The organism is Mycobacterium sp. ML4 (genome assembly GCF_054515735.1).
On the sequence record NZ_JBTNSY010000006.1, the window covers coordinates 78655 to 103231 of the forward strand.

A 24577-nucleotide genomic window follows, 5' to 3' on the forward strand; every position below is an offset into this window, starting at 1 on the left:
TCGCAGCCTTTCGCCAGATAGCTGAGAATGTGGCCGGGCGGGTCCCAGACCGCAGCGTTCATCATCCGAATCGGTAAGTGGCGCAACCGACCTCGATGCCGGAACCAACACTCACGATCAATCCGATGTCGCCCGGGTTCACCTGCCCATGGCGCCGCGCGTACTCCAGTCCATATGGCAAGGACGAGGAGAACGGGTCGAACCCTGCCGCGTGGTCTACGAATCGTGAAAGCGGAATATCAAGGCGTGCAGCCAGTTCGGCGCGCTCCGGGGGAGACAGATGGGGAGGGAACACCGCAGCGATCTGCGAGCGCTCAAGCTCGTCGAGCTTCAGAAGTTCCTCGACGGCCGCTGGGATGCAATCCAGGTAGTAGGCTGTCAGGTTCGGATCACGGTCGATCTGCAACCAGCTCACACCATTTGCCTGCTGCAGGTACGTTTCCAGTGTGGCCCCGTACTCGGCGTGATGGTGGAAGACAAACCGGCCGAAACCAGAATTATCCTCGGAATTGGTCAAAATGACCGCCGATCCTGTCTCGCCGATGCCGTACAACGGCCGCTCACGGTGGACCCGGTTGTTTTCGATTTCGGCGGCGACGACCATTGCATGCTCGGCTTTTCCGGCGCCGAGCATCTGCACGCCTACCTGGCATGCGTTGAGGAAACCGACGGGGCCGTTGAGCACATCGAACGCAAAAGTCTTGGGGCCGTGGGGATTGTCAATGTCTTCGTTGGCACCCAGCTCTCGCGCGACCAGGGCGGCGATGGCCGGTTCGGCCAAGAAGTCTTCCCGGTAGACCCCGGCGTAGATGACCAGTCCGAGCTCTGCCGGGTCGAGTCCGCTGGAGCTCAGACATGACCTGGCTGCCCGCCCGGCGAGGTCGATAGCACTCCGAGGTTCGGCCTGCTCACCGGGGGTGATCGCAACGGATTGGATCTTCACCCGAGAGGTTGCCGGTGGCTGCGGGCGTCGTCGGCGGGCCGACAGGCTGCGGTCCGTTCGGCCGTTGAGCGTCCTGCGCATTCGCGCCGGCAGATCGTCGAAAGTGTAGAGAGCCGCACCGATGGTCTGTCCGGTGCCGCTGATGCCGAAGACCACCTTGTCTCCGGGTTTGATCCGGTCAGCCCGGATTTGGTCGCTCAGGGCGACGAAATGCGTTGTGCTTGCCGTATTTCCTCGTTCCGCCAGGTTGTTCACGACGTTGTGCGGATTGGCGGCAGCCGGCCCGAACACTTGGTTCATCGCAACCATCGCGTCGTTGAGCGACGTCTTTGACGTTTGGTGTATGACGAAGTGCTCGCAGTGCTCGGCGTGCCACCCGTGACGGGACATCACGGCGGCGGCGTATGGCACCAATCGCTTGACCACCGTTGCGGTCAGGTTGACCGAATCGACGGTCATGATGGCACCGCCGTGAGCGCCGCTGGTTGCCTTGGCCATGCACAGTGTGCTGTACCGGCTGAGGGTGGCCATATCGATGTCGTGGAAGCCGGCGCGGTCGTTGGGACCGCGCTCGAGGATCACCGCCGCGCCGGCATCACCGACCGTCAGGCAAGCGAGTCGGGGGTCCATGGGCCCCTCGATTTCCCGTTGAGCGGTCTGCGTGACGTGGCTGGTGTACTCGCCGCTGACGACCATTGCGGACTCTACGAGTCCGGCCTGCAGGAATGCGTCGGCGATGGCAACGCCGGTGAACATGCCGGCGCAGGCGTTGGACACATCAAAGGCGGTCGCATTGGCGAGATCGCATTGGTCACGCAACCGCGCCGCGGTGCTCGGCTCGAACATGATCTTGTGCCCGGGTCCGTCATAGCGGGAGATGTTGCAGCAGATGACCAGATCGATCTGACCGGGCGCATAGCTCGACCGGGCCAAACAATCCTGCACCGCTTTGCGGGCCAGATCGATCGAGAATTCGCCGGGCTCGACGACCCTTCTGCTCTTGATGCCGGTCAGGCGTTCCAACGGAATGCCGATCTCGTTGACGCACCCTGCCAGGACCTCGTCGGTCGAGAGCACTTTCCCCGGTAAGTACACGCCGATGCTTTCGATCACGGTGTTTCGTCGTGGCGTGCCGGTCGCGCGGACCGGCGCCGCATCGGCCGATTGGGCAGTGCGGCCCGGGTCGTTTACCGGGCCGGCGTTCCCGTGTGCCGCAGGCTCTGCGACGCCCGGCAGGTCCTGCGTCGCGGAGCCGTACTCGGCGGCCAGCTCGGCGATGGTGCCGAACGCGAACACCGATTCCGGTTGCAGCGGTAGGTTCGCTGCGTTCGCCTTCGCCGTCACCTCCAGGCTGTGGCTCGAGGAGCCGCCCAGAGCGAAGAAGTCGTCGTGCACGCCAACCGTTTCCAGATCGAGCACCTCACGCCAGATTTGCGCGAGAATCTTTTCGGCGGGTGTCCGCGGTGCGGCGAACTCCGGCCCGGTCACCGGTGCCGCCTCGCCCGCCGCCTTCAGCGCCCGGCGATCGATTTTTCCGCTCGATGTATGCGGCAGCGACTCGACGACCGAAAACACGGCCGGCACCATGGCCGCGGGAAGCTCCTCGAGGAGAAACCGGCGCAGCTCGGCCACACCCGCCGCCGCATCCTGCTCCATCACGATATGGGCGACCAACCGCTTGGTGCCGTGCGGGTCTTCGTTGGCCACGACCGCGTTCTCCCGGACCGCGGGATGCTTCTGGATTGCGGCCTCAACCTCCGCCGGCTCGATCCGCACACCGCGGATTTTCACCTGATCATCAAGGCGCCCCAAGTACTCGATATTGCCGTCGGGCAAGTACCGCGCCATGTCACCCGTCCGGTACATGAGCTGGTCGGCATCCCCGGCGAACGGGTCGGGCAGGAAGCTGGCCGCCGTTGCCGCCGGCTGATTCAGATAACCGCGCGCCACCCCGACCCCGCCGATGCACAACTCGCCGGGCACGCCGACCGGCACCGGTTGCCCATGAGTGTCGAGGATGTAAATGCCGATGTTGGCAATCGGTCGCCCGATCGGCACCGGTGAGCGAGACTCGCCGCGCTCGCAGTGAAAGTGCGTGACGTCGATCGCTGCCTCAGTCGGACCGTACAGGTTGTACAGCTCGGCGCTCAGCGTTGCCAGGAATTGCTCCTGCAGGTCATAGGGCAGGACTTCGCCGCTGCAGAAGACGCGGCGCAGCCGGGCACAGTCGGTGACACCGGGCCCGCCGAGGAAGGAGCGCAACATCGAGGGTACGAAATGCACAGTGGTGACTTCTTGATCAACGATGGTGCGGATCAGTCCGACGGCATCCTTGTGAATTTCCGGTTCGGCAATGACGAGCCGGGCGCCGACGATGAGGGGCCAGAAGATCTCCCATATCGAGGGGTCGAAACTCGCCGGAGTCTTGTGCAGCACCCGGTCATCCGGCGTGAGTTGGTACTGCGCCTGCATCCACAACAGCCGGTTGCGAATACCCCCGTGCGTGTTGAGCACACCTTTGGGCGTGCCGGTAGAGCCGGAGGTATGCACCACATAGGCAAGGTGGGTCGAGGTGGTACCCGCGTCGACGGTCACGGTGTCTGCTGTCGGCGGCATGGACAACGAGTCGACGGCGAGGCGTTGACCGGTGAAGCACTCCACGGTGTCCAGGTATCGCAGGTGTATCAGGCAGACGGGCGCTTCGCGCACGTTTGCCAACATTGCTGCGACGCGGTTGGTGGGATGCGCCGGATCCAGTGGCATGAAGGCGCCGCCGGCCTTCAGCACGCCCAACAGGGCCACGACCAATTCTGCCGAGCGGTCCATGAGCACCGGCACGATAGTGTCGGGACCCACCCCCAGGCCCTGCAGCTGATGCGCGAGCGCATTCGCCCGGCGGTCGAGCTCCGCGTACGTCGTTTCGTGGTCACCGAACGATACGGCGACCTGATGCGGAGTGCGCCGCGCGATTTCGGCCACCATGTCGTGCAAGCAGTCCGGGGCGTCGTAGCTCACCCGGGTGTCGTTCCAGGCGGCCTGCTGGCGGCACTCCGTCTCGGTGCGGAGCGGCAGCTGCGACAAGCGGCTGGCGGGATCGCTGATGATCCCGTCCACCAGCGTCCTGAAATGCCCCACCATTCGCTCGATCGTCGCGTCGTCGAACAGGTCGGCGTTGTAATACAGGTCGCACGTGAACTCCCCGTCGGCGTCAGCTACCTGGATCATCAAGTCGAAGGCAGCACCGCCCTGCCCGACGTGAACGGTCTCCAGTGCAAGCCCTTTCCGGCGTGGGTCGCCGTCGGCGTGCTCCTGGAACCGACGGGGCTGTTCCCACGCGAACGAGACCTGGACGATCGGTGTGTAGTTGAGCTCGCGCGACGGGCGGAGCCGCTCGACGAGCAAAGCGAACGGATAGTCCTGGTGCGCGAGCGCGCCGAGGACTGTCTGCTTGACGCGTCCCACCAGAGACAAGAAGGCCGGGTCACAGGTCAAGTCGGCGCGCAGCACCACCGGGTTTGCGACATAGCCGACCAGGCCCTCCATTTCCACCCCTTCGCGGCACGCGAAAGGTGATGCGATGAGGAGGTCGTCCTGGCCGGTGTAACGGTGCAGCAACGCGGCGTAGGCGGCGAAAAATGTCATGTAGGGTGTCGCACCGGCGCTGCGTGCCACGTCCCGCAGACCGGACGCCCGGTGACCGTCGATGCCGAACCGCGCCAAGCCGCTGCGGTGCGTGGGAGTCGCAGGTCGCGGCCGGTCGGTGTACAGGCCGAGTTTGGGCAGCTCACCGTCCAGCTGACTGCGCCAGTAACTCCAGAGGCGATCGCCCTCTGAGCCCGCCAACAGTCGCTGCTGCCGCTGCGCGTAATTGACGTATTGCTCGGGGCAAAGCGGAGGCGCGGCCGCGCCGTGCTCTGCGCCGTACAGTTTGCACAGCTCGTCCAGGATCAGGTCGATCGACCAGAAGTCGGCGGCGATGTGGTGCACGGCCAAGACGAGGATGTGCTCTTCGGGAGACACGCGAAGCAGCGTCAGCCGGATGACAGGCCCGGTCTGCAGGTCGAACGTACGACAGGATTCCTGCCGTATCCACTGGTCAACCTGCTCTGGATCCACGTCCTGGCGCGCGATGCGCACCGGCCACTGCGGGTGGACGAGTTGAACGGGCTGGCCGTCGCGCATGGCGAAGGTGGTCCGCAGGATGGCATTCCGTTCGACCAGCGCTTGCGCGGCGCGTTCCAGGGCTGCGATATCGAGGTCGCCGCGGATCCGGCCGGCGTAGGAAATGGTGTAGGCCGGGTTGTCAGGCGCAAGCTGATGGATGAACCACAGCGCCTGCTGCCCGTATGACAAGGGATGCGCGGACGCCGAAGCCGCCGCCTTCTCCATGAGCAGGCGCGACAACAGCGCGCGCTTCTCCTCGGCTGACAGACCTGTGATGTCAATGGCTCTATCCCTCATCTGTGGCTCCCTTGGCGGCTATGACCTGGCGAAGTAGTTCGTCGACGTCGTCGTCTGAGACCTCCGGCACCTGGTTCAGCAAGTCGATCCACGGCGAACCGGCGCCATCGTTGGGCTCCGGCGCAACGCCGGGGTCCGTACCGCCGGTGTCTGCCGCCGAGTCGGGCTGCGGGGGGCCAGGGTGGGAAAGCTGTTCGGCGAGCCAATCGGCGAGGCCGGCGATGCTTCCTCCATCCAGCAGCCGGACGGCCGGAACAACGACGCCCAGGTCGTGCTGAATCCGGTTGCGCACTGCCATCGCCGTGAGGGAGTCGAGCCCGAGGCGGTCGAGGGTGGACTGGGGGTCCAGGCGGGACGGGATGAGTCCAAGTTGGCCGGCGGCTTGGTCGCACAGATACGACTCGAGCAGCCGCCGGCGCTCTGGCCGATCCGCGCCGCGGATGGCGTCGGCCAGGTCGGCTTCCCGAGCGCTCACCTCGGCCAGTCCGGCGAACAGCGAAGACTCCGCCGCGGCGGGGAAGGAATGAAACCATTGACGCGCGTCGAAACCGAATATGCCGGTGTTGCCTCGGTCGGTGGCCAGCAGTAACTCCATGGCGGCCAATCCGAGACGCGGGGTGATCATCGAAAACCCGCGATCGGCGAAGAACTGTGCCTGCCCCACGTCGGCCCACGGCCCCCAGTTGATCCCGACAGCGGGCAGACCGAGAGCGCGCCGGAACGCCACGAGGCCGTCAACCCACGAGTTGGCCGCCGCGTACGCGGCCTGCCCGGGTGAGCCCAAGAGCGACGCAGCCGAGGAAAAGCTGAGCCACCAGTCCAGATCGAGATGCTCGGTGGCTTTGTGCAGCCACCAGTGCCCGGCCACCTTCGGAGCGAACACGAGTGCGGCCGCCGAGGCCGAGATGTTCGATACGAGCTCGTCGGCCAGCGCCATGGCGGCGTGCACCACGCCGGCCGGCCGCAGCCCCGCGTTCTCCACGCAGGCCACCAACCGCACCGCGGTGTCAGGTTCGGCGATGTCACCCGTCACGACGCGGATGCGGCCGGCATCGGCGTTCATCTCTGCGATTGCGGCTGAAACCTCGGAGTCGGGTGCCGAACGCCCGTTGAGCACAACCAGACCGGCGCCCTGCGCCACCAGCCAGCGCGCCACCAGGAACCCCAGGCCACCCATGCCGCCCACCACGATGTAGCCACCGTCGGCGCGGACGAGCGGACGGGCCGGCGGCGCGGCCAGTGCCGGCGCAGTGCCGGCGGCCGGCACGGAGATGACGATCTTGCCGATGTGGGTGTCCGATGCCATCGTCTCGAAGGCATCGACGGCGCGGTCGAGACCGAACTCGGTAATGGGGAACATCTGCAGCTCGCCGAGCTCCAGCCGTTGCAGAATCTCCCGCAGCAGCGCACGATAGCGGCGCGCGTGCAGGCGCAGCTGCAGATCCAGGTCAACTACCGCGAAAGACACGCCCTTGGCCAGCGCTCCGAGGCTCAGTTGTGCACCGGCGTAGACGCCGCGTCCACCCAGCTCCACAAAGCGCCCACCGGGTGCCAACATCTCGATGCCACCGTCAATCGATTCGGCACCCAGCGAATTGAGGATGACATCCACACCCTGACGCTCGGTGCCGGCACGAATCTTCGCGGCGAGCTCCGCATCGCACGGATCCCCGACGAACTCGAGTCCTAACTGCGCCAACATCTCTCGCTGTGCCCTCGAGCGGGCCGTCGCAGAGATGCGCGCGCCGATCGCCTTGGCGATCGACACCGCCGCCAGACCGACATCGCTCGCGCCGGAATGAATCAACACCCGTTCGTCGGGGGCAAGCCGCCCCACATCACTCAATGCGTGCCAGGCCGTCATGAAGGCGATCCCTACCGCCGCCGCTTCCCGGTCGGTGAACGCGTCGGGCACCGGCACCACCACGTCGGCGGACGTGGTGATGTGCGACGCCAGCGAACCGGGCCCGAAGGCGATGACTCGCTGCCCGATGTGTACCGAATCCACTCCGGGTCCGAGCTCGGTCACATAACCGGCGCACTCGTGACCGAGCGTCGGTGCATCGTCCTCCCGCGCTGAGCACCAACCCATGGCCGTGTTGACGTCGCCGGAATCAAGCCCTGCGGCCGCCACTCGAACCTCGACCTGACCCGCTGCCGGCCGCACACGCCTGACCGCATGGACCGCCAACGTGTCCAATTGCCCGGGCTCAGCGATCTGCAACCGCACCGCCCCACCACGATCGAGATCCACCGTGACCCGGCGCGGCTCAGCAGCCAAACCGCCCTTGCTCGAAACGGGTGCGCGCACAAGCCGATTCACATACCTGCGGCCACAGCGCAGGGCCACCTCATCGTGGCTGCGGTTCGCGCACAACTCGCTGATCAAAGCCTCAGCTGACCCGGTGCCCTCCCCGTCGATGTCGACGATGGTGGTCTTGAGCTCCGGGTGCTCGAACATGAGCACCCGGGCGATACCGCGAAGAGTGGTCTGTGCCAAGGTCACCGACTCGCCGTCAGCCACCCGTTGAGCACCACGGCTGACAATCCACAGCCGCGGACTGCCGGTATCACCGCGCGCGGACAACCGCTTGACAACCTCGGCGACGAACAGTGGCCGCGACTGCGCCAACTCCAGCTGCTCGCGGTCGGACAACGCCTCGTCGCACGAACGCGATGGGTGCACCACAACCACCGTGTCCCACGAAACAGCCTTATCTGACAACGCATCGACGATTTCCGGCTCACTATTCGCCAACACCAGCCGGCACCGCGATGCCCGGCGCGAGAGCCCGTCGTATATTGCGTGAAGCAACTCGTCGGCAGCAGCGTACTCACCAATGATCAAGACTGGACCGGTATCGCTGGCCTGCCCGTCCGAACCCTGCACGGCCAAACTCAGTGGCTCCCACTGCAACGCGAATGCATGACTGGCCACCTCGGCGTCGGCCGTTGTCCGAACAACGGCCATGTCGATCTCGTCGATGGACAGCAATACCTGCCCCTGGTCGCCGGTGAGCTCCACCCGGCCCGTGAAACGATCCGGACTCGAGGTCGGTTTCAACACACTGAGCGCCGAAACTCCCTCAGTCACGTCTCCGTAGACGTGCACGCCGGACAAACGCACCGGAAGCACCATCGCAGGTGCGCCGGCCTCACTCGAGAGGTCGGTCGCGATTATGGTCGCGCCAAGAGTTTGGAGAGCAACGTCGACCATCACCGGGTGTGCGATGAATCGTTGCGCGTTCTGTTCAGCGGCCACCGGAACCCGCACATCCGCCCGAGCCGCGCCGCAACCAAAAACCCGGAGCCCGAGAACGCCGCGAAATGCATCGCCGTGTTGCTGGCCGGCCGTGCGCAATCGCTGATAGAGACCGTCGACATCCACCTCCGTCACCGACGACTCATCGACCTCGATGGGTTCATAGACCGGTCGCTTGGCCCGCTCGAGCACCGCGCCGGCGTGCACCGTCCAACCTGAATCTGCGCTACCGGAACGGACTTCCACGCGTGGCCGCGATGTCGTGCCGCTCAGTGTCGTGACGACGGCCGTGCCTTCACCTATCGGCATCATCTGGTGCAGGCGCAATTCGGCGACGCCCCAGGGCATGTCTGCATCGGTGCCGAGCGCCTCGGTCACCGCCGCCAGAGCCATCTCCAGATAGGCCGCCCCGGGCAGTACACACACACCGTCGACAAGGTGGTCGCTCAGCCACAGGGAATCACGGCTCAGCCTCCGCTCCCATACTCGAATCCCGTTGGTGGGATCGGTGACTCCGGGGCCCAACAACGGATGGCCGACCGCTGGGGTGACAACCGAAGACGACGACACAGGGGAAAACCAGTGCCGATGATGCTGCCAAGGGGTGGTGGGCAAACGCGGATGCGGCTCGGGCGGGTGCGGAAGATGTGGTGGGCGAGTGGTGCGGGCGGCGTTGAGGTTGGTATGGAAGCTGACTGTGTCGTCACCGTCACGCGTCAGTGTCCCGATGCTGTGATGGTGGATGGCGGGTCCCAGGGTTTCGGTGATGGCGTGCGTCAGGATCGGGTGTGGGCTGACTTCGATGAAGATGGCGTGGTTCTGTGCGGCGGTGCCGATGGCTTGGCTCAGCCGCACCGGGTTGCGGACATTGGCCACCCAGTAGTCGGCGTCCAACGGCGGTGCGTCAGTGCCGCTGACGGTGGAGATCATCCGAACGGCGGGCGTCATCGGCCTCAAATCCGAAAGGGCCGAATGTAACTCGGGCAAGATGGGATCCATCAGCGCGGTGTGCGAGGCCACCTGCATGTTGACCCGCCAGGCAAACCGATTCCGCTCCCGCACCGCGTTCATCGCCGCAGCCACCGCGGTGGGTGGTCCCGCGATCACCGTCTGCCGCGGCGAGTAGAAACCCGCCACACTGACGTCCGGATAGCCACCGAGCAATCTGGCCGTGGCCTCGGCGTCGAGCTCTACCAGAGCTACCGCACCCTGGCCGGCCAGCCGAGCCATCATCCGCGACCGGATCGCAATTACCCGAAGACCTTGAGCAGGGGTCAACGCCCCCGCGACCACCGCGGCAGACACTTCCCCCATCGATTGACCGATCACCGCATCCGGATTCACTCCGTAGGAACGCCACAGTTGCGTCAACGCCAGCTGCAGACCCATGATCACCGGCTGTGTTGTCGCGTCACCGGTCACCGGCTCCGCCCCAGCGAGCACCCGGTGCAGCGAAAATCCAACCTGCTCAACGAATACCGGCTCCAACTCGGCTACCGCTGCCGCGAACGCCGGCTCATCGGCAAGCAGCCGGCGGCCCATCCCCAACCACTGCGAGCCTTGGCCCGAGTACACGAACACGGTGCCCGCCCCGCACGTACCCTGATGCGGGCCAGTGGTGCCCGGTGCCGGCCTGCCGTCCGCCAATGCCCGTAGCCCGGCCAGCGCCTGCGCGTGGTCGCGCGCACACACCGTGGCAAAGTGCTGGTGACGCGCCCGGTGATGGGCAAGTGTGTGGGCCACCTCCGGCAGTCTCACCGCCGCCCCCGGACCGGCCATCCACTCCGCCAGAACCTTTGCCGTCGAAGCTATCCGCTCTGTGGTTCTGCCAGAGATCACCAGCGTCGACACCGACGGATCAGGCTCGCGCGCGGCAGCAATCCGATCGGGCGCTTGCTCCAACACCACGTGCGCATTCGTTCCACCGAATCCGAACGATGACACTCCTGCGCGTCGTTTACGCCCGAGTTGTGGCCACTCCCTTTGATCCTGAACAACTTTCAACCGCAGCTTGTCAAAGGCGATGTGCGGATTGGGCTTCTCGAAGTGCAGTGTCGCCGGAATTTGACCCCGGTGCAAAGCGAGCACCGTCTTGATGAAACCCGCGATCCCCGCCGCCGCCTCCAAATGGCCCAGGTTTGTTTTGACCGCCCCGATCAGCAACGGCGAGTCCGCCTCACGTCCGCGGCCCAACACCTGGCCGAGCGCACGAGCCTCGATAGGATCGCCCAACAGCGTGCCGGTGCCGTGCGCCTCCACGTAGTCCACTTCGTGTGGGTGCACATCGGCGTTCGCATAGGCCGACCGCAGAACCGCCATCTGCGCCGCGGGATTCGGTGCCATGAGTCCGTTGGAACGGCCATCTTGATTGACCGCCGAACCGCGCACCACCGCCAGCACCCTGTCTCCGGCCCGCAGTGCATCACTGAGCCGTTTGAGCACCACCACCCCGCAGCCTTCGCCGCGCACGAACCCGTCCGCGGCCGCGTCGAACGCATGGCAGAGCCCGGTTGGCGACAAGACGCCGGCTTCATCGAATCCGTGGAATACCGCGGGGGACAGCAACAGGTTGACTCCGGCGGCGATGGCCAGGTCCGAGTCGCCCATCCGCAGGCTCTGACAGGCTAGATGAATCGCCACCAGCGAGGACGAGCAGGCCGTATCCACCGCCACCGAGGGGCCACGCAAATCGAGGAAGTAGGAGAGTCGGTTGGCGATGATGCTCAGCGCGCCGCCAGTGTTGCTCCAGGCATCGACCGCGAGTAGATCGGCCGACGCCAGGTGCCCATAGTCGCTCACGCAGGCCCCCGCGAACACTCCCGTCTGCGAGCGGCGCAAAGAAAACGCGGGAATCCCCGCGTCTTCCAAGGCTTCCCAGGCCACTTCCAGCAGCATCCGCTGCTGGGGGTCAATCTTGGCGGCTTCGCGCGCCGAGATCTCGAAGAATTCGGCGTCGAATTCGTCGATCTCGCCCAGGAAAGAGCCCCAGGGAGTTGTCCGAGCCAGAGTTTGCGCCACTGCCGGCGAACCGTCGTCGTACGGCCGCCACCGGTCGGCGGGAACTTCCCCGACCGCGCAGCGACCCTCCAAGAGGAATCGCCACAATGCGTCGGGTCCTGATATACCGCCGGGGAACCGGCAGCCCAGACCCACTACCGCGATCGGTTCATCGACCGAACGCCCGGCCGAATGCGTACCGCCTGCATCAGATTCCGGTTGCGTCGCGCTGAGAAATTCCGCGAGGGCGTTGATGGTCGGATGCTGCCAGCAGTCCACCGGCGAGACCGGCCGGTCCAGCAGCTTGGCCAGTTCGCCTGACATGGCGATGGCATCCCGGGAGCCCAGCCCGAGGTCTTTCAGCGACCGGTCGGGATCGATCTCGTCGGGGTCGCAGCCGATGTTGGTAACGAGGTAGTCATTCAACCATGTGCGCAGGTAAGCAATGTCAGGCGTGTTCGCCGTCACTGCATGACCTCGACACGTTCGAATTCGCCCCGCCGATACCGATCGGCGCAGGCGGACCGTCGAACCTTGCCGCTGGTCGTGGTCGGAAGAGAGCCGAGTTCCACGAAGACAAGATCCGCGATGCGTAGCCCGTGCACTGTCGAGATCGCAGACGTGACTTCATATTTCATGGAACGGAGCACGTCCCCCTGGTCGCCGGACCTGCTGGTGGTCTTGACCTCGGCGATGGCGACGAGCTGCTCCGTTCCGGACGCGGGAACGGATACCGCCGCGGCCCGGCCCCTGGTTATCTGCTGAATGGTTGCCTCGATGTCGTCCGGATAATGGTTGGACCCATCCACGATCAGCAGGTCCTTGATGCGGCCGATGATGAACAGCTCGCCCTCAGACATGACCCCGAGATCGCCGGTTCTCAGCCACGGGCCCACTGGTGTGCCGTTCGATGGATGGACCAGGCATGCTCGAAAGGTGTGCTCGGTCAGCTCTGAGTTTCGCCAGTAACCCATGGCCACGTTCTCGCCCCGCACCCATATCTCCCCGGTCTTGCCCGCGGGGCACTCGCTGCGGGTGTCCGGGTCGACTATCCGCACCATCGGTGTTTCCCGAGCCCCGTAACTGACCAGAGCGGTACCGCCGTCGGCACACCGCTTCGCAGCGCCGGCGGACAATTCCGAGGAGTCGAAATGGACTATCTCCGGCGTCTGAGGCGGAGTGCGGGTCGACACATACACCACGGTCTCGGCGAGCCCGTATGTCGGCCGGATCACCCGAGCGGGGAGATTGAACGGTGCGAACCGCCGCATGAAGCGGTCGAGGGTTGCCGGCTGTACTCGTTCGCCGCCGCTGCAGAAGACCACGACGTCGCCAAGATCGAGTCCCGCCATGTCCTCTTCGGTGACTTTGCGCGCCGCTAATTCGAAAGCGAAGTTCGGCCCCGATGTGAAGGCGTGCTTATGGGTCGCCAGCTGCTGGATCCACCGAGCGGGCCGTTGCACGAACGACACCGGACTCATCAGCACAGCGCTCACCCCTGCCAGCACCGGTTGGCAGATGCCCATCATCAAACCCAGGTCGTGGTAGAACGGCAGCCACGACACCATCGTCATTTCGGTCTGACCAGGAACCAAGTCGCGTGACCACTGTTGAAAATTGGCAACGACGTTCCGGTGCGAGATCATGACCCCGGTGGGCTGACGGGTCGATCCGGATGTGTACTGGAGATACGCGGGCTGGGAAGGTGCGCACGGTGCCGGTTCCACGTGGCATGGAGCCTCGAGATCCAGCGCGTCTACTTCGATGACCGCGACGGGGGAACCATCGTTGCAGCCCTCCGCGTACCCGGCGGCTTCGGCGGCGGCTGACGTTGTGGTGAGGATCGCGCAGGCGGCGCAATCGCGCAGCGCCGAGTAAACCCGCTCCTCGTGAACACCGATCTGCGGGAGCGGGAGCGGAACTGCGATGAAACCGGCATGCAGAGCCCCCAGAAAAGCCACGATGTACTCAAGTCCTTGTGGCGCGAGAATGGCTGCACGATCGCCACTGGCGCCGCACATCAGTAGCTCTTGCGCAACGACCTGTGCGCGCTGATAAACCTGTCCCCAGGTGAGGCTCTCGGAAATGCCGGTGGGGTCGGCTTCGTAGTCGATGAATGTGTAGGCGAGTCGGTCGGGATGCCGGTCGGCAAGCTGCTTGAGCAGGCCTGTCAGGGAGACGTCATCGGGCATCGAGTAACCGTCACTTTCGTCTGCCCCCAATTGGAAACGTCGCCACCCCGGGCTTAAGGTATCGTGTCGCGACGAAGTACGCGAGGGAAACTTCTTTTAACTTCTGCTGAACGCGAAGATAGGTTGCGTCGTGGTTGAGTGTGAGCGTCGGCGCTCCGACCTTTAGCGTGGTGCAGAGTCAGTAGGCAGCTGGGGGAAACCGAGGGCGGGCGTGTCTATGGTTTCGTCATCCCAATTTGCCCAGCCCGTTCAGGATGCGGATATTCCCTATTCGCGGTCAATGGCTGGGGCCGCTGCTCCTGCTGACGCCGACGTGTGCCCCGCGTGGCGCTAGACGCGCGACCGGGTTTCCGTGATTCTGATGGGCCGTTGGACAACTCGATGCGATCAGGACGGCGAATGCGCGATCGCCCGAGAAATGCCCGCCGGGGTAGCCCGGACACTTCGCACATCATCCAGGGCAAGGATTACGGTGGGAATAATTGTGTTTGTCGGCGAGCGGCAGATGGCGCGGTGTGGGGCCTGACAATGCGGTGGGAGATATTCTTCGCACCTTGTGGAACCATTCCGGACTGGTTCACGGGCCCGGCCACATTTTGAAGTTCTTGTGACGATTGAGAAATGCCTGATGGTTGCTTCGCGCGACCGGATGTGAGTGGTCGCACAGCGTGTCACTGACAATGTAGCGGTTCTCGCGAGACCTTGTACTGGAATGGGCAAGAATGAGCGTCAATGGGGACGTCGCGGGCGGTCGGCACGCAACCGAAAAGGATCGCGAAAGGGTTCGGCGCTCAGCATTCGGTGGCGGCTTGCTGGCGGCGTCGCATCACCAACCCGGCCAGTACCGCGAACCCGACCGCAGCGCAGGTCGCCAATACATACCCCCCGTAGTGTTTAAGACCGATGTAGACAGCCGCCATGTGATCGCCGGCTAGATATCCCGTGAAAACCCAGATCACCACCCACGCCGTGGAGCCCAGCGCGTTGTAGGCCAGATAGCGGCGCCAACTCATCCGGGCCAGGCCCGCGGTGATCCCGCTGGCCTGGCGCAGTCCATCGACGAAGCGCCCGACGGAGACGACGATCTGGCCGCGTCTGGCGAAGAAGCTTTCGGTTTTGCCCAACCGATCCGAGGTGAGGAATACATACCGTCCGAATCGCAGCACCAGCTCACGGCCGCCGTAACGACCGATGGCGTAACCCGCATTGTCGCCGCCCACGGCCGCGAGCACCCCCGCGGCCAACACCAATAGCAGGTTCACATGCCCGGCGTTCGCGTAGATTCCACCCGCGATCAACACGACCTGACCGGGCAGGGGTATGCCGATGCCCTCCAGTCCCACCAGGGCCACGATCGCCGCGTACCCGAACCGGTCCAGGGCAGGGGCGAACGACTGGAAGATTCCGGGCAATTGCGCGGACATGTCTTCCAGGGTGCCCGAGGCGGCTTGCACCCAGACGTTGTAAGCGTCACAGCTACGTGTCGGTTCCCAGCGTTCGCCACAGGAACGAATAGCTCAACGCGCTCTTGAATGCCAACTGTTCGTTGTCGGCCGCGCCACCGTGGCCGCCCTCGATGTTCTCGTAGTACCAGACGCGGTGGCCGGCTGCCTCGAGGGCGGCGGTCATCTTGCGGGCGTGGCCGGGATGCACCCGGTCGTCGCGGGTGGAAGTGGTCATCAGGATCGGCGGATATTTCCGGTCCGCCGAAATATTCTGGTAAGGCGAGTATTCAGAGATGAACGCCCAATCGTCCGGGTCGTCCGGGTCGCCGTATTCGGCCACCCAGGAGGCGCCGGCCAGCAACAGGTGGTATCGCTTCATGTCCAGTAGTGGCACGCTGCAGACCAGCGCGCCGAACCTCTCCGGGTATTTGGTCAACATGATGCCCATCAGCAGGCCGCCGTTGCTGCCGCCCTGGGCGCCGAGTTGCCCGACCGTGGTGATGCCGCGTCGCACCAGGTCGTCGGCGACGGCCACAAAGTCTTCGGCCACCTTGTGGCGTCCCTCGCGCATCGCCTGGGTATGCCAACCCGGTCCGTACTCGCCGCCACCACGGATGTTCGCCAGCACGTAGGTGCCGCCGCGGGCCAGCCACAACCGGCCGAGCACGCCGCTGTAACCCGGCGTGTTGGACGTCTCGAACCCCCCGTAGCCGTAGAGCAGGGTGGGGGCGGGTCCGGCACTGCCCGCCGGTCGGACCACGAAGTAGGGGATCGACGTTCCGTCTTCAGAGGCAACGAAATGTTGTGACACCGAGATGTTTTCGGCATCGAAGAACGACGGCGCGGACTTGATCGGCTCCAGTTCGCCAGAGCCGGTGCCGCGCAGCAGCCTGGAGGGCGCGGTGAATCCGCTGGAGTCCAGGAAGAACTCGTCGCCGGTGTCGTCTGCGGCCACGACCACCGTGTTCGCCGACTCCGGCACGCCCGGCACCGGTTCGCGCTGCCAGCTGCCCGGTGTGACGATCTCCACCCGGCTGGCGACGTCGGCCAGCGAGACGATCAGCAACCGGTCTTTCGTCCACGCGTAGTGATAGAGGCAGGTGTGTTCGTCCGGCTCGAACACCGCCGTCAATTCCCTTGTACCGCTGAGGAAGTCGTCGTAATCGGCGGCGAGCAACGAACCTGCGCGGTACGTCGTCTCGCCGATCGTCCAGTCGCTGCGCAGTTCGATCAGCAGCCATTCGCGGTGCACCGACATGCTGCTGGCGTCGGTGGGCACCTCGATGGGGACCAGATTTGTGCCACGCAGTTCATAGCGTTGCCGGTTCCAGAAGTCCAGCGAACGCCCGATGAACGTGCGTTCGTAGCCGGGGGTGCGGTCCTTCGAACCGCCGGCGCTGACGTCGGTGGGCTCGCCTTCGAAGACCGTCTCGGCCCGGTCCAGCGGCGTGCCGCGTCGCCAACGCTTGACGATTCGCGGATATCCCGATTCGGTCATCGAGTCGGGGCCGAAGTCGGTACCCACCAAAACGGTGTCCGGGTCGTCCCAGCCGATCTGTGACTTCGCCTCCGGTAACTCGAACCCCTCGGCAACGAATTGCCTGGTCTGCAAGTCGAATTCACGCACGACCACCGCGTCCGAGCCGCCCGGAGACAGACTGATCAGCGCACGGGTGAGCTCGGGTTCGATGACGTCGGCGCCGGCCCACACCCAGTTCGTGCCGTCGGCGCGACCCAATGCATCGACGTCGATCAGCACATCCCATTCGGGCGTATCGGTGCGGTAGCTCTCCAGCGTGGTGCGCCGCCACAGGCCGCGCGGGTTGGCGGCGTCCCGCCAGAAGTCGTAGAGATGTTCGCCGCGCCTGCGCACGTACGGTATCCGGGCGTCGGTGTCGAGAATCTCCAGCGCCTCGGCGCGCATCGTCTCGAACTGCGCGTCGCAGAACTCGGCCCTGGTCGGCTCGTTGCGGGCGCGCACCCAGTCCAGCGCCTCGTCGCCGGTGACGTCTTCCAGCCAGAGGTAGGGGTCTTCGGCAGCCTCGGATGACATGGAAGCCATTCTGGTCGCAGCGGTAGTGTGACCTGTATTACATGAACTAACGAGGAGCCGAGCAGATGCCTGTCTTTGCACGTCCCGGTACTTCCGGGGCGCTGATGTCGTATGAATCGCGATACGGAAACTTCATCGGCGGGGAGTGGGTGGCGCCCGTCGGGGGACGCTACTTCGAGGACCCGTCGCCGGTCACCGGCCAACCGTTCTGCGAGATCCCGCGATCGGACGGATCCGACATCGAAAAGGCCCTGGACGCCGCACATTCCGCGGCACCCGCGTGGGGCAAGACGTCCCCGGCCGAGCGGGCCGCGATCCTGAACAAGATTGCCGACCGAATCGACGAGAACACCGCCGCGCTGGCGGTGGCCGAAGTCTGGGACAACGGCAAACCGATCCGCGAAGCGATCGCCGCCGACATCCCGCTGGCCGCGGATCATTTCCGGTATTTCGCGGCCGCGATCCGGTCTCAGGAAGGTGCGTTGTCCCAGATCGACGACGACACCGTCGCCTACCACTTCCACGAACCGCTCGGCGTGGTCGGGCAGATCATCCCGTGGAACTTCCCGATCCTGATGGGCGCGTGGAAACTGGCCCCGGCCCTGGCGGCCGGCAATGCGGTGGTGCTCAAGCCGGCCGAGCAGACCCCGGCCTCGATCCTGTACCTGATGTCGCTCATCGGTGACCTGCTGCCGCCCGGAGTCGTCAACATCGTCAACGGCTTCGGCGCCGAAGCAGGCAAGCCGCTGGCCTCCAGCAACCGGATCGCCAAGGTCGCATTCACCGGCGAGACCACCACCGGGCGACTGATCATGCAATACGCCTCGCAGAATCTGATTCCGGTCACCCTCGAGCTCGGCGGCAAGAGTCCTAACATCTTCTTCTCCGACGTGATGGCCGCCGGCGACGACTTCCAGGACAAGGCGCTGGAAGGCTTCACCATGTTCGCTCTCAACCAGGGCGAGGTCTGCACCTGCCCGTCGCGCAGTCTGGTTCAGTCCGACATCCACGACGAATTCCTGGAACTGGCCGCGATCCGGACCAAGGCCGTCCGGCAGGGCGACCCGCTGGACTCCGAGACCATGCTGGGCTCGCAAGCCTCCAACGACCAGCTGGAGAAGATCCTGTCCTACATCGAGATCGGCAAAGGGGAAGGCGCCAAGGTCATCACCGGCGGCGAGCGCGCCGACCTGGGCGGCGACCTGTCCGGCGGCTTCTACGTGCAGCCGACGATCTTCAGCGGCAACAACAAGATGCGGATCTTCCAGGAGGAGATCTTCGGGCCGGTGGTGGCGGTGACGCCGTTCGACGACTACGACGACGCGATCAGCATCGCCAACGACACCCTGTACGGCCTGGGCGCCGGGGTGTGGAGCCGCAATGGCAACACCGCCTACCGTGCGGGCCGCGACATCAAGGCCGGACGGGTGTGGGTCAACTGCTACCACGTCTACCCGCCGCATTCCGCCTTCGGCGGCTACAAGCAGTCCGGCTTCGGACGGGAGGGCCACAAGATGGCGCTGGAGCATTACCAGCAGACCAAAAACCTGCTGGTGTCCTACTCCGAGAAGGCGCAGGGCTTCTTCTGACGATCCCGGGGGCGCTCTTCTCCGCCTCCGCCACCGACCTGCGGGACGGGTCGTCGCCGATGGGTTACCCACCCGGCCACTTCCTTGTCGGTGACCGGGGCGGGCATGCGGTTTCTCAGCCGGGGCCAGGTCTTCACCGATGCCGAAAGTGAACTGCGACAAGCCGAACCCGCGATCACCGAAGCGGCGTACGAGCGTGGCCGAGGGCCGCCGATACGAGGCCATGTTGTGACCGAAAACTCGCCGGGAACATACCCGATCCCGCCTCGGTGATTCAGTAAGGTCGTCTACCGTGATTCCCCTTCCGCGTGCCTGGCTGCTGGCGGCCGCCATGCTCGTCGGCAGCGCGGTGGGGCAGTTGTTGGCGGTGGCGTCCAGCCTGCTCATCCATGCCCGGGTTCGGCCGGACATCGCCGTCGCACTGGTCGTCGGGATACCCGCCGTCCTGGGCTTGGCGGTGATCCTGTTCTCTGGTCGCCGATGGGTGACCCTGCTGGGGGCGGCGATCCTGGCGGTGGGGCCGGGCTGGTTGGGAATGCTCGTCGCGCTGCAGGTGGTGTCCGGTGGTTGATAACAAGCCCGAGCAGGGGCACGACGCTGGTCCGGGAACCGAGCCCTTCGTGCCGGATTTCGCCTCCGGCGAAGTGCCGCTGGTGCCCAGGTACGACGGCGGCGAACCCTCGGTGCCGTTCGTGCCGGATTTCGACACCAGTTCTCAGCCATCGCTGCCGCTGGACGGTCTCAGAGAGCCGGTGCAGGAGTCCAAGCCCGCCGCGACGACGACGCCCACCGCGGTTGCGCAGCCGGATGGCGGAGGTGATGCGGCGACCGAAGCCCCGGGGCCGGTGCTCGTCCCGGGTCGCTACCTATACCTCAAATGGTGGAAATTTGTGCTGGTGCTGTTCGGGGCGTGGTTCTTCGCCGCGGTTTTCGGCCTGAGTTTGTACTACTGGTGGTACCACACCATCGACAAGACCCCGCCGGTGTTCGCGACGTTCGGGTACGTCGTGGCCTGCACCGTGGCCGGTCTGATTCTCGCGATGGTGGAGTCCAAGCCGCTGGTGGCGGCGTTGGCCATCGCCGTGATGTCGGCGCCCTTCGCCTCCGTGGTCGCCGCGGCGCCGCTGCACGGCTCCTACTACTGCGAGCACGTGACGACACCCTGCCAGCTGGGCGTAGTGCCCGAATAACCGTGCCACTAGGGTGAGTTCCGTGACCCACTATGACGTCGTCGTTCTCGGAGCAGGTCCCGGCGGATATGTCGCAGCCATACGTGCCGCACAGCTCGGGTTGAACACCGCAATCATCGAACCGAAATATTGGGGCGGCGTCTGCCTCAACGTCGGCTGCATCCCGTCAAAGGCATTGCTGCGCAACGCCGAACTCGCCCACATCTTCACCAAGGAAGCCAAAGCCTTCGGCATCAGCGGAGAAGCCACCTTCGACTTCGGGGTGGCGTTCGACCGCAGCCGCAAGGTGGCCGAAGGCCGGGTGGCCGGCGTGCATTACCTGATGAAGAAAAACAAGATCACCGAGATTCACGGGTACGGCAAATTCACCGACACCCACACCATTTCGGTGGAACTCAACGACGGCGGGACCGAGGAGGTCACGTTCGACAACGCCATCATCGCCACCGGCAGCAGCACCCGCCTGGTCCCCGGCACGTCGCTGTCGGAGAACGTGGTGACCTATGAAGAGCTGATCATGACGCGCGAGCTGCCGAAGTCGATCGTCATCGCCGGCGCCGGCGCCATCGGCATGGAGTTCGGCTACGTCATGAAGAACTACGGCGTCGACGTCACGATCGTCGAGTTCCTGCCCCGCGCGCTGCCCAACGAGGACGCCGATTCCTCCAAGGAAATCGAGAAGGCCTTCAAGAAACTCGGCGTCAAGGTCCTCAGCGGCACCAAGGTCGAGTCCATCACCGACAGCGGCTCCAGCGAAGGCGGCGTCACGATCAGCGTCAGCAGGGACGGTAAGTCCGAGGAACTCAAGGCCGAGAAGGTATTGCAGGCAATCGGTTTCGCGCCCAACGTCGAAGGCTACGGGCTGGACAAGGCCGGGGTGGCGCTCACCGATCGCAAGGCGATCGGCATCACCGACTATATGCAGACCAGCGTGCCGCACATCTACGCGATCGGCGATGTCACCGCCAAGCTGATGCTGGCCCATGTTGCCGAGGCCATGGGTGTGGTTGCGGCCGAAACAATCGCCGGGGCAGAGACTTTGGCGCTGGGGGACTACCGGATGCTGCCGCGCGCCACGTTCTGTCAGCCCAATGTGGCCAGCTTCGGTCTCACCGAGGAGCAGGCTCGCGACGAGGGCCATGACGTGGTGGTGGCCAAATTCCCGTTCACCGCCAACGCCAAGGCGCACGGTGTCGGGGACCCCAGCGGTTTCGTCAAGCTCATCGCCGACGCCAAGTACGGCGAGCTGATCGGCGGACATTTGGTGGGTCACGACGTGTCCGAGCTGTTGCCGGAACTCACGCTGGCCCAGAAGTGGGACCTGACCGCCAACGAACTGGCCCGCAACGTACATACCCACCCGACCATGTCCGAGGCGCTGCAGGAGTGCTTCCACGGCCTGATCGGTCACATGATCAACTTCTAGCCGTCGCGACGCGCGCGCGTCGGCAGCGGTCGTCCTCCCGGATGCGCGGAACCGATCACGGGGAGATTGGAACGTCCGGGTGCCACGGGTTCGTGGTCTCCTCGAGCGCAAGGCAGGCGTTGCGCGGATAACGCCCATCAGCAGCTATTACATGCACTTTCTATGAATGCGCGGGCGCTGATCCGGGGGTTATAGACGAAGTATATTTCTGGATATACAGTTCACGCATGAAACTTAAGGCTTTCCCCGCGGTGATCGGCGTCATGTTCGGACTGGGGCTGGGGCTGGGCGCGCCGGCGCCGCCGGCCGGTGCCGAGTCCGTGACGATGGACGGCGTGTACCACTACGTCGACGAAGACGGCGACACCGGGACGTGGACGATCAGAACCACCTGCAGCCCGCACTGCGTCGCCCACGTGACGACCGCGTCAGGGCGAAGTTTTCAAGCACACCTGGAAAACGGCCGTTTCACCAATTCGCGGCTCGTCCCCGACGGTCTCGAATGCCCGACGTACTGGGCAAATGACATGACTCTCGGCGGCGGAACCCATCCGATCGTCGTGACTCAGTGGTGGGACCCCGTGACGCTCACCGGCGAAGTCGACTTCTCGCACACCGCGCCGCCCTGCTCAGTCGACGATCGCCACGACAGTTTCAGCCTTACCCGAATCGGCTAGGACGAGCGCTTGGCAGCCGCGAGGACCGCGGGCGATACCATCGCCAGGTGTTCATGTCCCGCGACGAGGAGTCTCGGCACGCGCCGGTAGTGGTCGGCGCGATCAGCGGGTTGATCGTCGGCTATGCCTCTTGGCTCGCGGCGATCACCATCGGCGACGACGTCACGACGGTGAGCACGTGGAGCCTGGCGGTGCTGGTGTTGTCCGGTGCGCTGGCGGTCGGCGCCGTGATCGGTGGCCTGCTGATGCGTTGGCGGCAGCGGTACGGATGGTCGGCGTTCGCCTTCGGGCTACCCGTGCTTCCGGTGGCACTGACGCTGGCCGTGCTCGCCAATCTGTATTTCTGACGCTACTGCGGGTTGTCGAGCGGAATCCGCAGAGCGCTTATGGTGGCGGCCAGTCCGTCGTATTGCGTTGCCAGCAAGCAGAATTCGATCAACCTCGCCCGGTTGAGGTGACTTGCCAGCTGCCGCCAGGTCGGTTCGGAGACGGTGCGGTCCCTGATCAGTTCGTCGGTCGCGTTCAACAACGCCTGCTGACGGGCGCTGAGTACCTTGCGGGGCCCGTCGCCGACCGGCGCGTCGGGCCAGGCGAAAATCGTCGCCTGCGTCTGGGCATCCAGACCTGCTTTGCGCGCCATCCCGCGATGATGCTGCAGTTCGTATTCGCAGGACCGCAGATGGGCCACCCGCAGGATGACCAACTCGGTGTCGATCGTCGGTAACCGGCCCCGCAACAGCCGTCCCGAATAGATCGCCCAGGTCCAGAACAGCCCCTGCCGGGAACCGAGCGTGGTGAACAGGTGCATCTCCGGAGCCCGGACCTTGCGCGCTGCCAATTTTGCGACGACCCAGTTGACCGGGCCCAGCTGCCGCAGCCGTCCGGATGGGATGCCGACCCCATTGCCGGTCATGCTTGCTTCACCAGGTACGGCGAAACGGTACTGCGATGCTCGTCGATATCGAGCGCACGCCCCAGTGCGGGGAACGCCCGTTGCGGGCAGTTGTCGCGTTCGCAGACCCGGCAGCCGGCTCCGATCGGCGTAGCAATCAATTCCAAGTCCCCAGACAAGCTCAGCCCCTCTGAGTAGACGAGTCGGTGCGCCTGGCGAAGTTCGCAGCCGAGCCCGATCGCAAAGGTTTTTCCGGGCTGACCATACCGGGCCGCACGCCGTTCGACGGTACGGGCCACCCACATGTAGTTGCGACCGTCGGGCATTTGAGCGATCTGTACCAGAATTTTGCCGGGACTGGCGAAGGTCTCGTAGACGTTCCACAGCGGGCAGGTGCCTCCGGTGGAGGAGAAGTGAAAACCGGTGGCGGACTGCCGCTTTGACATGTTCCCAGCGCGGTCGACGCGGACGAACGACAACGGCACGCCGCGCATCGAAGGACGTTGCAACGTGGACAGGCGGTGCGCGATGGTCTCGTAGCTGACCAGGTAGAAGGCCGACAACCGCTCGACGTCATAGCGGAAGTTCTCCGCGACGTCGTGGAATTGACGGTAGGGCAGCACGGCGGCCGCGGCGAAGTAGTTGGCCAGCCCGAGCCGGGCGAGCCTACGTGACTCCTCGCTGGTGAACTTGCCGTCGGTTACCAGGCTGTCGATAAGGTCGCCGAATTCCAGGTACGCCAACTCTGCGGCCATCTTGAACACCTGTTGGCCCGGGGCGAGGTGGTTGCTCATCTCCAGCGTCTTGGTGTGGGGGTCGTAACGGTGCAGCACGGCATCGCCCAGATCGATGCGCCTGGTGATGTGCACCCCGTGTACCTCGGTGAGCCGGCGAGTCAGCTCCCGGGCGAGGTCGCCATGGTGCATCCGCATCTTGACGGTCAGCTGTTCGGCTGCGGTGTCCAGCTCGTGCAGATAGTTCTGGCGTTCGTAGAAGTAGTCGCGGACCTCCTCGTGCGGCATGGTGATCGATCCGCTGCCACTGCTGCCGTCGAAGTAGCGCTCTTCGGTGGCTGCGGCCAACTGAGCGGTGGTGATCCGGTAGCGGCGGTGCAGGTTGACCACCGCCCGCGCCAAGTTCGGGTGGGCGTTGACGACGTCGGCGATCTCTGTCGGGTCGACATCGATGCCCAGATCGCGGTCCATCGTCACCTCGCGCAGTTCGGCGACCAATCGCGTATCGTCCTGAGAGGCGAAAAAGGTCGCGTCCACCCCGAACAACTCGGTGATGCGCAGCAGCACGGCAACCGTCAACGGACGCACGTCGTGTTCGATCTGGTTGAGATAGCTCGGCGAGATATCCAGCATCTGGGCCAACGCTGCCTGGCTGAATCCGCGCTCGCTGCGGAGTTGTCGGACGCGCGCGCCGACGAACGTCTTGGACACTCTGA

The 24577-nt window shown here is 64.9% G+C and carries 13 protein-coding genes and 1 pseudogene; 6 read left to right on the forward strand and 8 right to left on the reverse strand.

Translation table 11 applies throughout. From position 1 onward, the window contains the following. Window positions 1–61: 61 nt before the first annotated feature. The 6 genes and pseudogenes from ACX9NE_RS08185 to ACX9NE_RS08210 all read right to left on the reverse strand — a co-directional run bounded on the left by ACX9NE_RS08185 (window position 62) and on the right by ACX9NE_RS08210 (window position 17362). Entirely contained in the window at window positions 62–5404 is a 5343-nt protein-coding gene (locus tag ACX9NE_RS08185; protein WP_459361188.1) for an amino acid adenylation domain-containing protein, read from the reverse strand. Continuing rightward, on the reverse strand, window positions 5394–8858 hold the full coding sequence (locus tag ACX9NE_RS08190; protein WP_459377718.1) for a KR domain-containing protein: 3465 nt from the start codon (window positions 8856–8858) through the stop codon (window positions 5394–5396). The genes ACX9NE_RS08185 and ACX9NE_RS08190 overlap by 11 nt, the downstream gene beginning before the upstream one ends. Further along, window positions 8837–12131: pseudogene (locus ACX9NE_RS08195) on the reverse strand (type I polyketide synthase); the annotation flags it as partial. The pseudogene ACX9NE_RS08195 and the gene ACX9NE_RS08190, both read right to left, overlap by 22 nt. Continuing rightward, a complete protein-coding gene (locus ACX9NE_RS08200; RefSeq protein WP_459361190.1) occupies window positions 12128–13855 on the reverse strand; it encodes an AMP-binding protein in 1728 nt (575 codons plus the stop codon). The pseudogene ACX9NE_RS08195 and the gene ACX9NE_RS08200, both read right to left, overlap by 4 nt. Before the next feature lie 791 nt (window positions 13856–14646). Then, entirely contained in the window at window positions 14647–15309 is a 663-nt protein-coding gene (locus ACX9NE_RS08205; RefSeq protein WP_459361191.1) for a DedA family protein, read from the reverse strand. Between the two features lie 22 nt (window positions 15310–15331). After that, a complete protein-coding gene (locus tag ACX9NE_RS08210) occupies window positions 15332–17362 on the reverse strand; it encodes a prolyl oligopeptidase family serine peptidase (protein ID WP_459361192.1) in 2031 nt (676 codons plus the stop codon). 56 nt (window positions 17363–17418) lie between these two features. On the opposite strand from ACX9NE_RS08210, the gene exaC reads away from it, so the two are divergent. The 6 genes from exaC to ACX9NE_RS08240 all read left to right on the forward strand — a co-directional run bounded on the left by exaC (window position 17419) and on the right by ACX9NE_RS08240 (window position 22582). Continuing rightward, window positions 17419–18942, forward strand: a complete 1524-nt coding sequence (exaC, locus tag ACX9NE_RS08215; protein WP_459361193.1) for an acetaldehyde dehydrogenase ExaC — start codon at window positions 17419–17421, stop codon at window positions 18940–18942. Between the two features lie 292 nt (window positions 18943–19234). Next, window positions 19235–19513: a putative holin gene (locus tag ACX9NE_RS08220; protein WP_459361194.1), complete on the forward strand. Its 279-nt coding sequence runs from the start codon at window positions 19235–19237 to the stop codon at window positions 19511–19513. 79 nt (window positions 19514–19592) lie between these two features. Then, entirely contained in the window at window positions 19593–20132 is a 540-nt protein-coding gene (locus tag ACX9NE_RS08225) for a hypothetical protein (RefSeq protein WP_459361353.1), read from the forward strand. Between the two features lie 22 nt (window positions 20133–20154). Beyond that, window positions 20155–21558, forward strand: coding sequence for a dihydrolipoyl dehydrogenase (gene lpdA, locus ACX9NE_RS08230; protein WP_459361195.1), 1404 nt, complete (start codon window positions 20155–20157; stop codon window positions 21556–21558). A 227-nt stretch (window positions 21559–21785) separates the two neighbouring features. Beyond that, window positions 21786–22235, forward strand: coding sequence for a hypothetical protein (locus ACX9NE_RS08235; RefSeq protein ID WP_459361196.1), 450 nt, complete (start codon window positions 21786–21788; stop codon window positions 22233–22235). Between the two features lie 53 nt (window positions 22236–22288). Beyond that, a complete protein-coding gene (locus ACX9NE_RS08240; RefSeq protein ID WP_459361354.1) occupies window positions 22289–22582 on the forward strand; it encodes a hypothetical protein in 294 nt (97 codons plus the stop codon). Window positions 22583–22584: 2 nt separating this feature from the next. Here the strand turns inward: ACX9NE_RS08240 and ACX9NE_RS08245 are convergent, their stop codons facing one another. Both ACX9NE_RS08245 and ramB read right to left on the reverse strand, forming a co-directional pair. Further along, a complete protein-coding gene (locus ACX9NE_RS08245; RefSeq protein ID WP_459361197.1) occupies window positions 22585–23148 on the reverse strand; it encodes a carboxymuconolactone decarboxylase family protein in 564 nt (187 codons plus the stop codon). Next, a complete protein-coding gene (gene ramB / locus ACX9NE_RS08250; protein ID WP_459361198.1) occupies window positions 23145–24572 on the reverse strand; it encodes an acetate metabolism transcriptional regulator RamB in 1428 nt (475 codons plus the stop codon). The genes ACX9NE_RS08245 and ramB overlap by 4 nt, the downstream gene beginning before the upstream one ends. Window positions 24573–24577 lie beyond the last annotated feature (5 nt).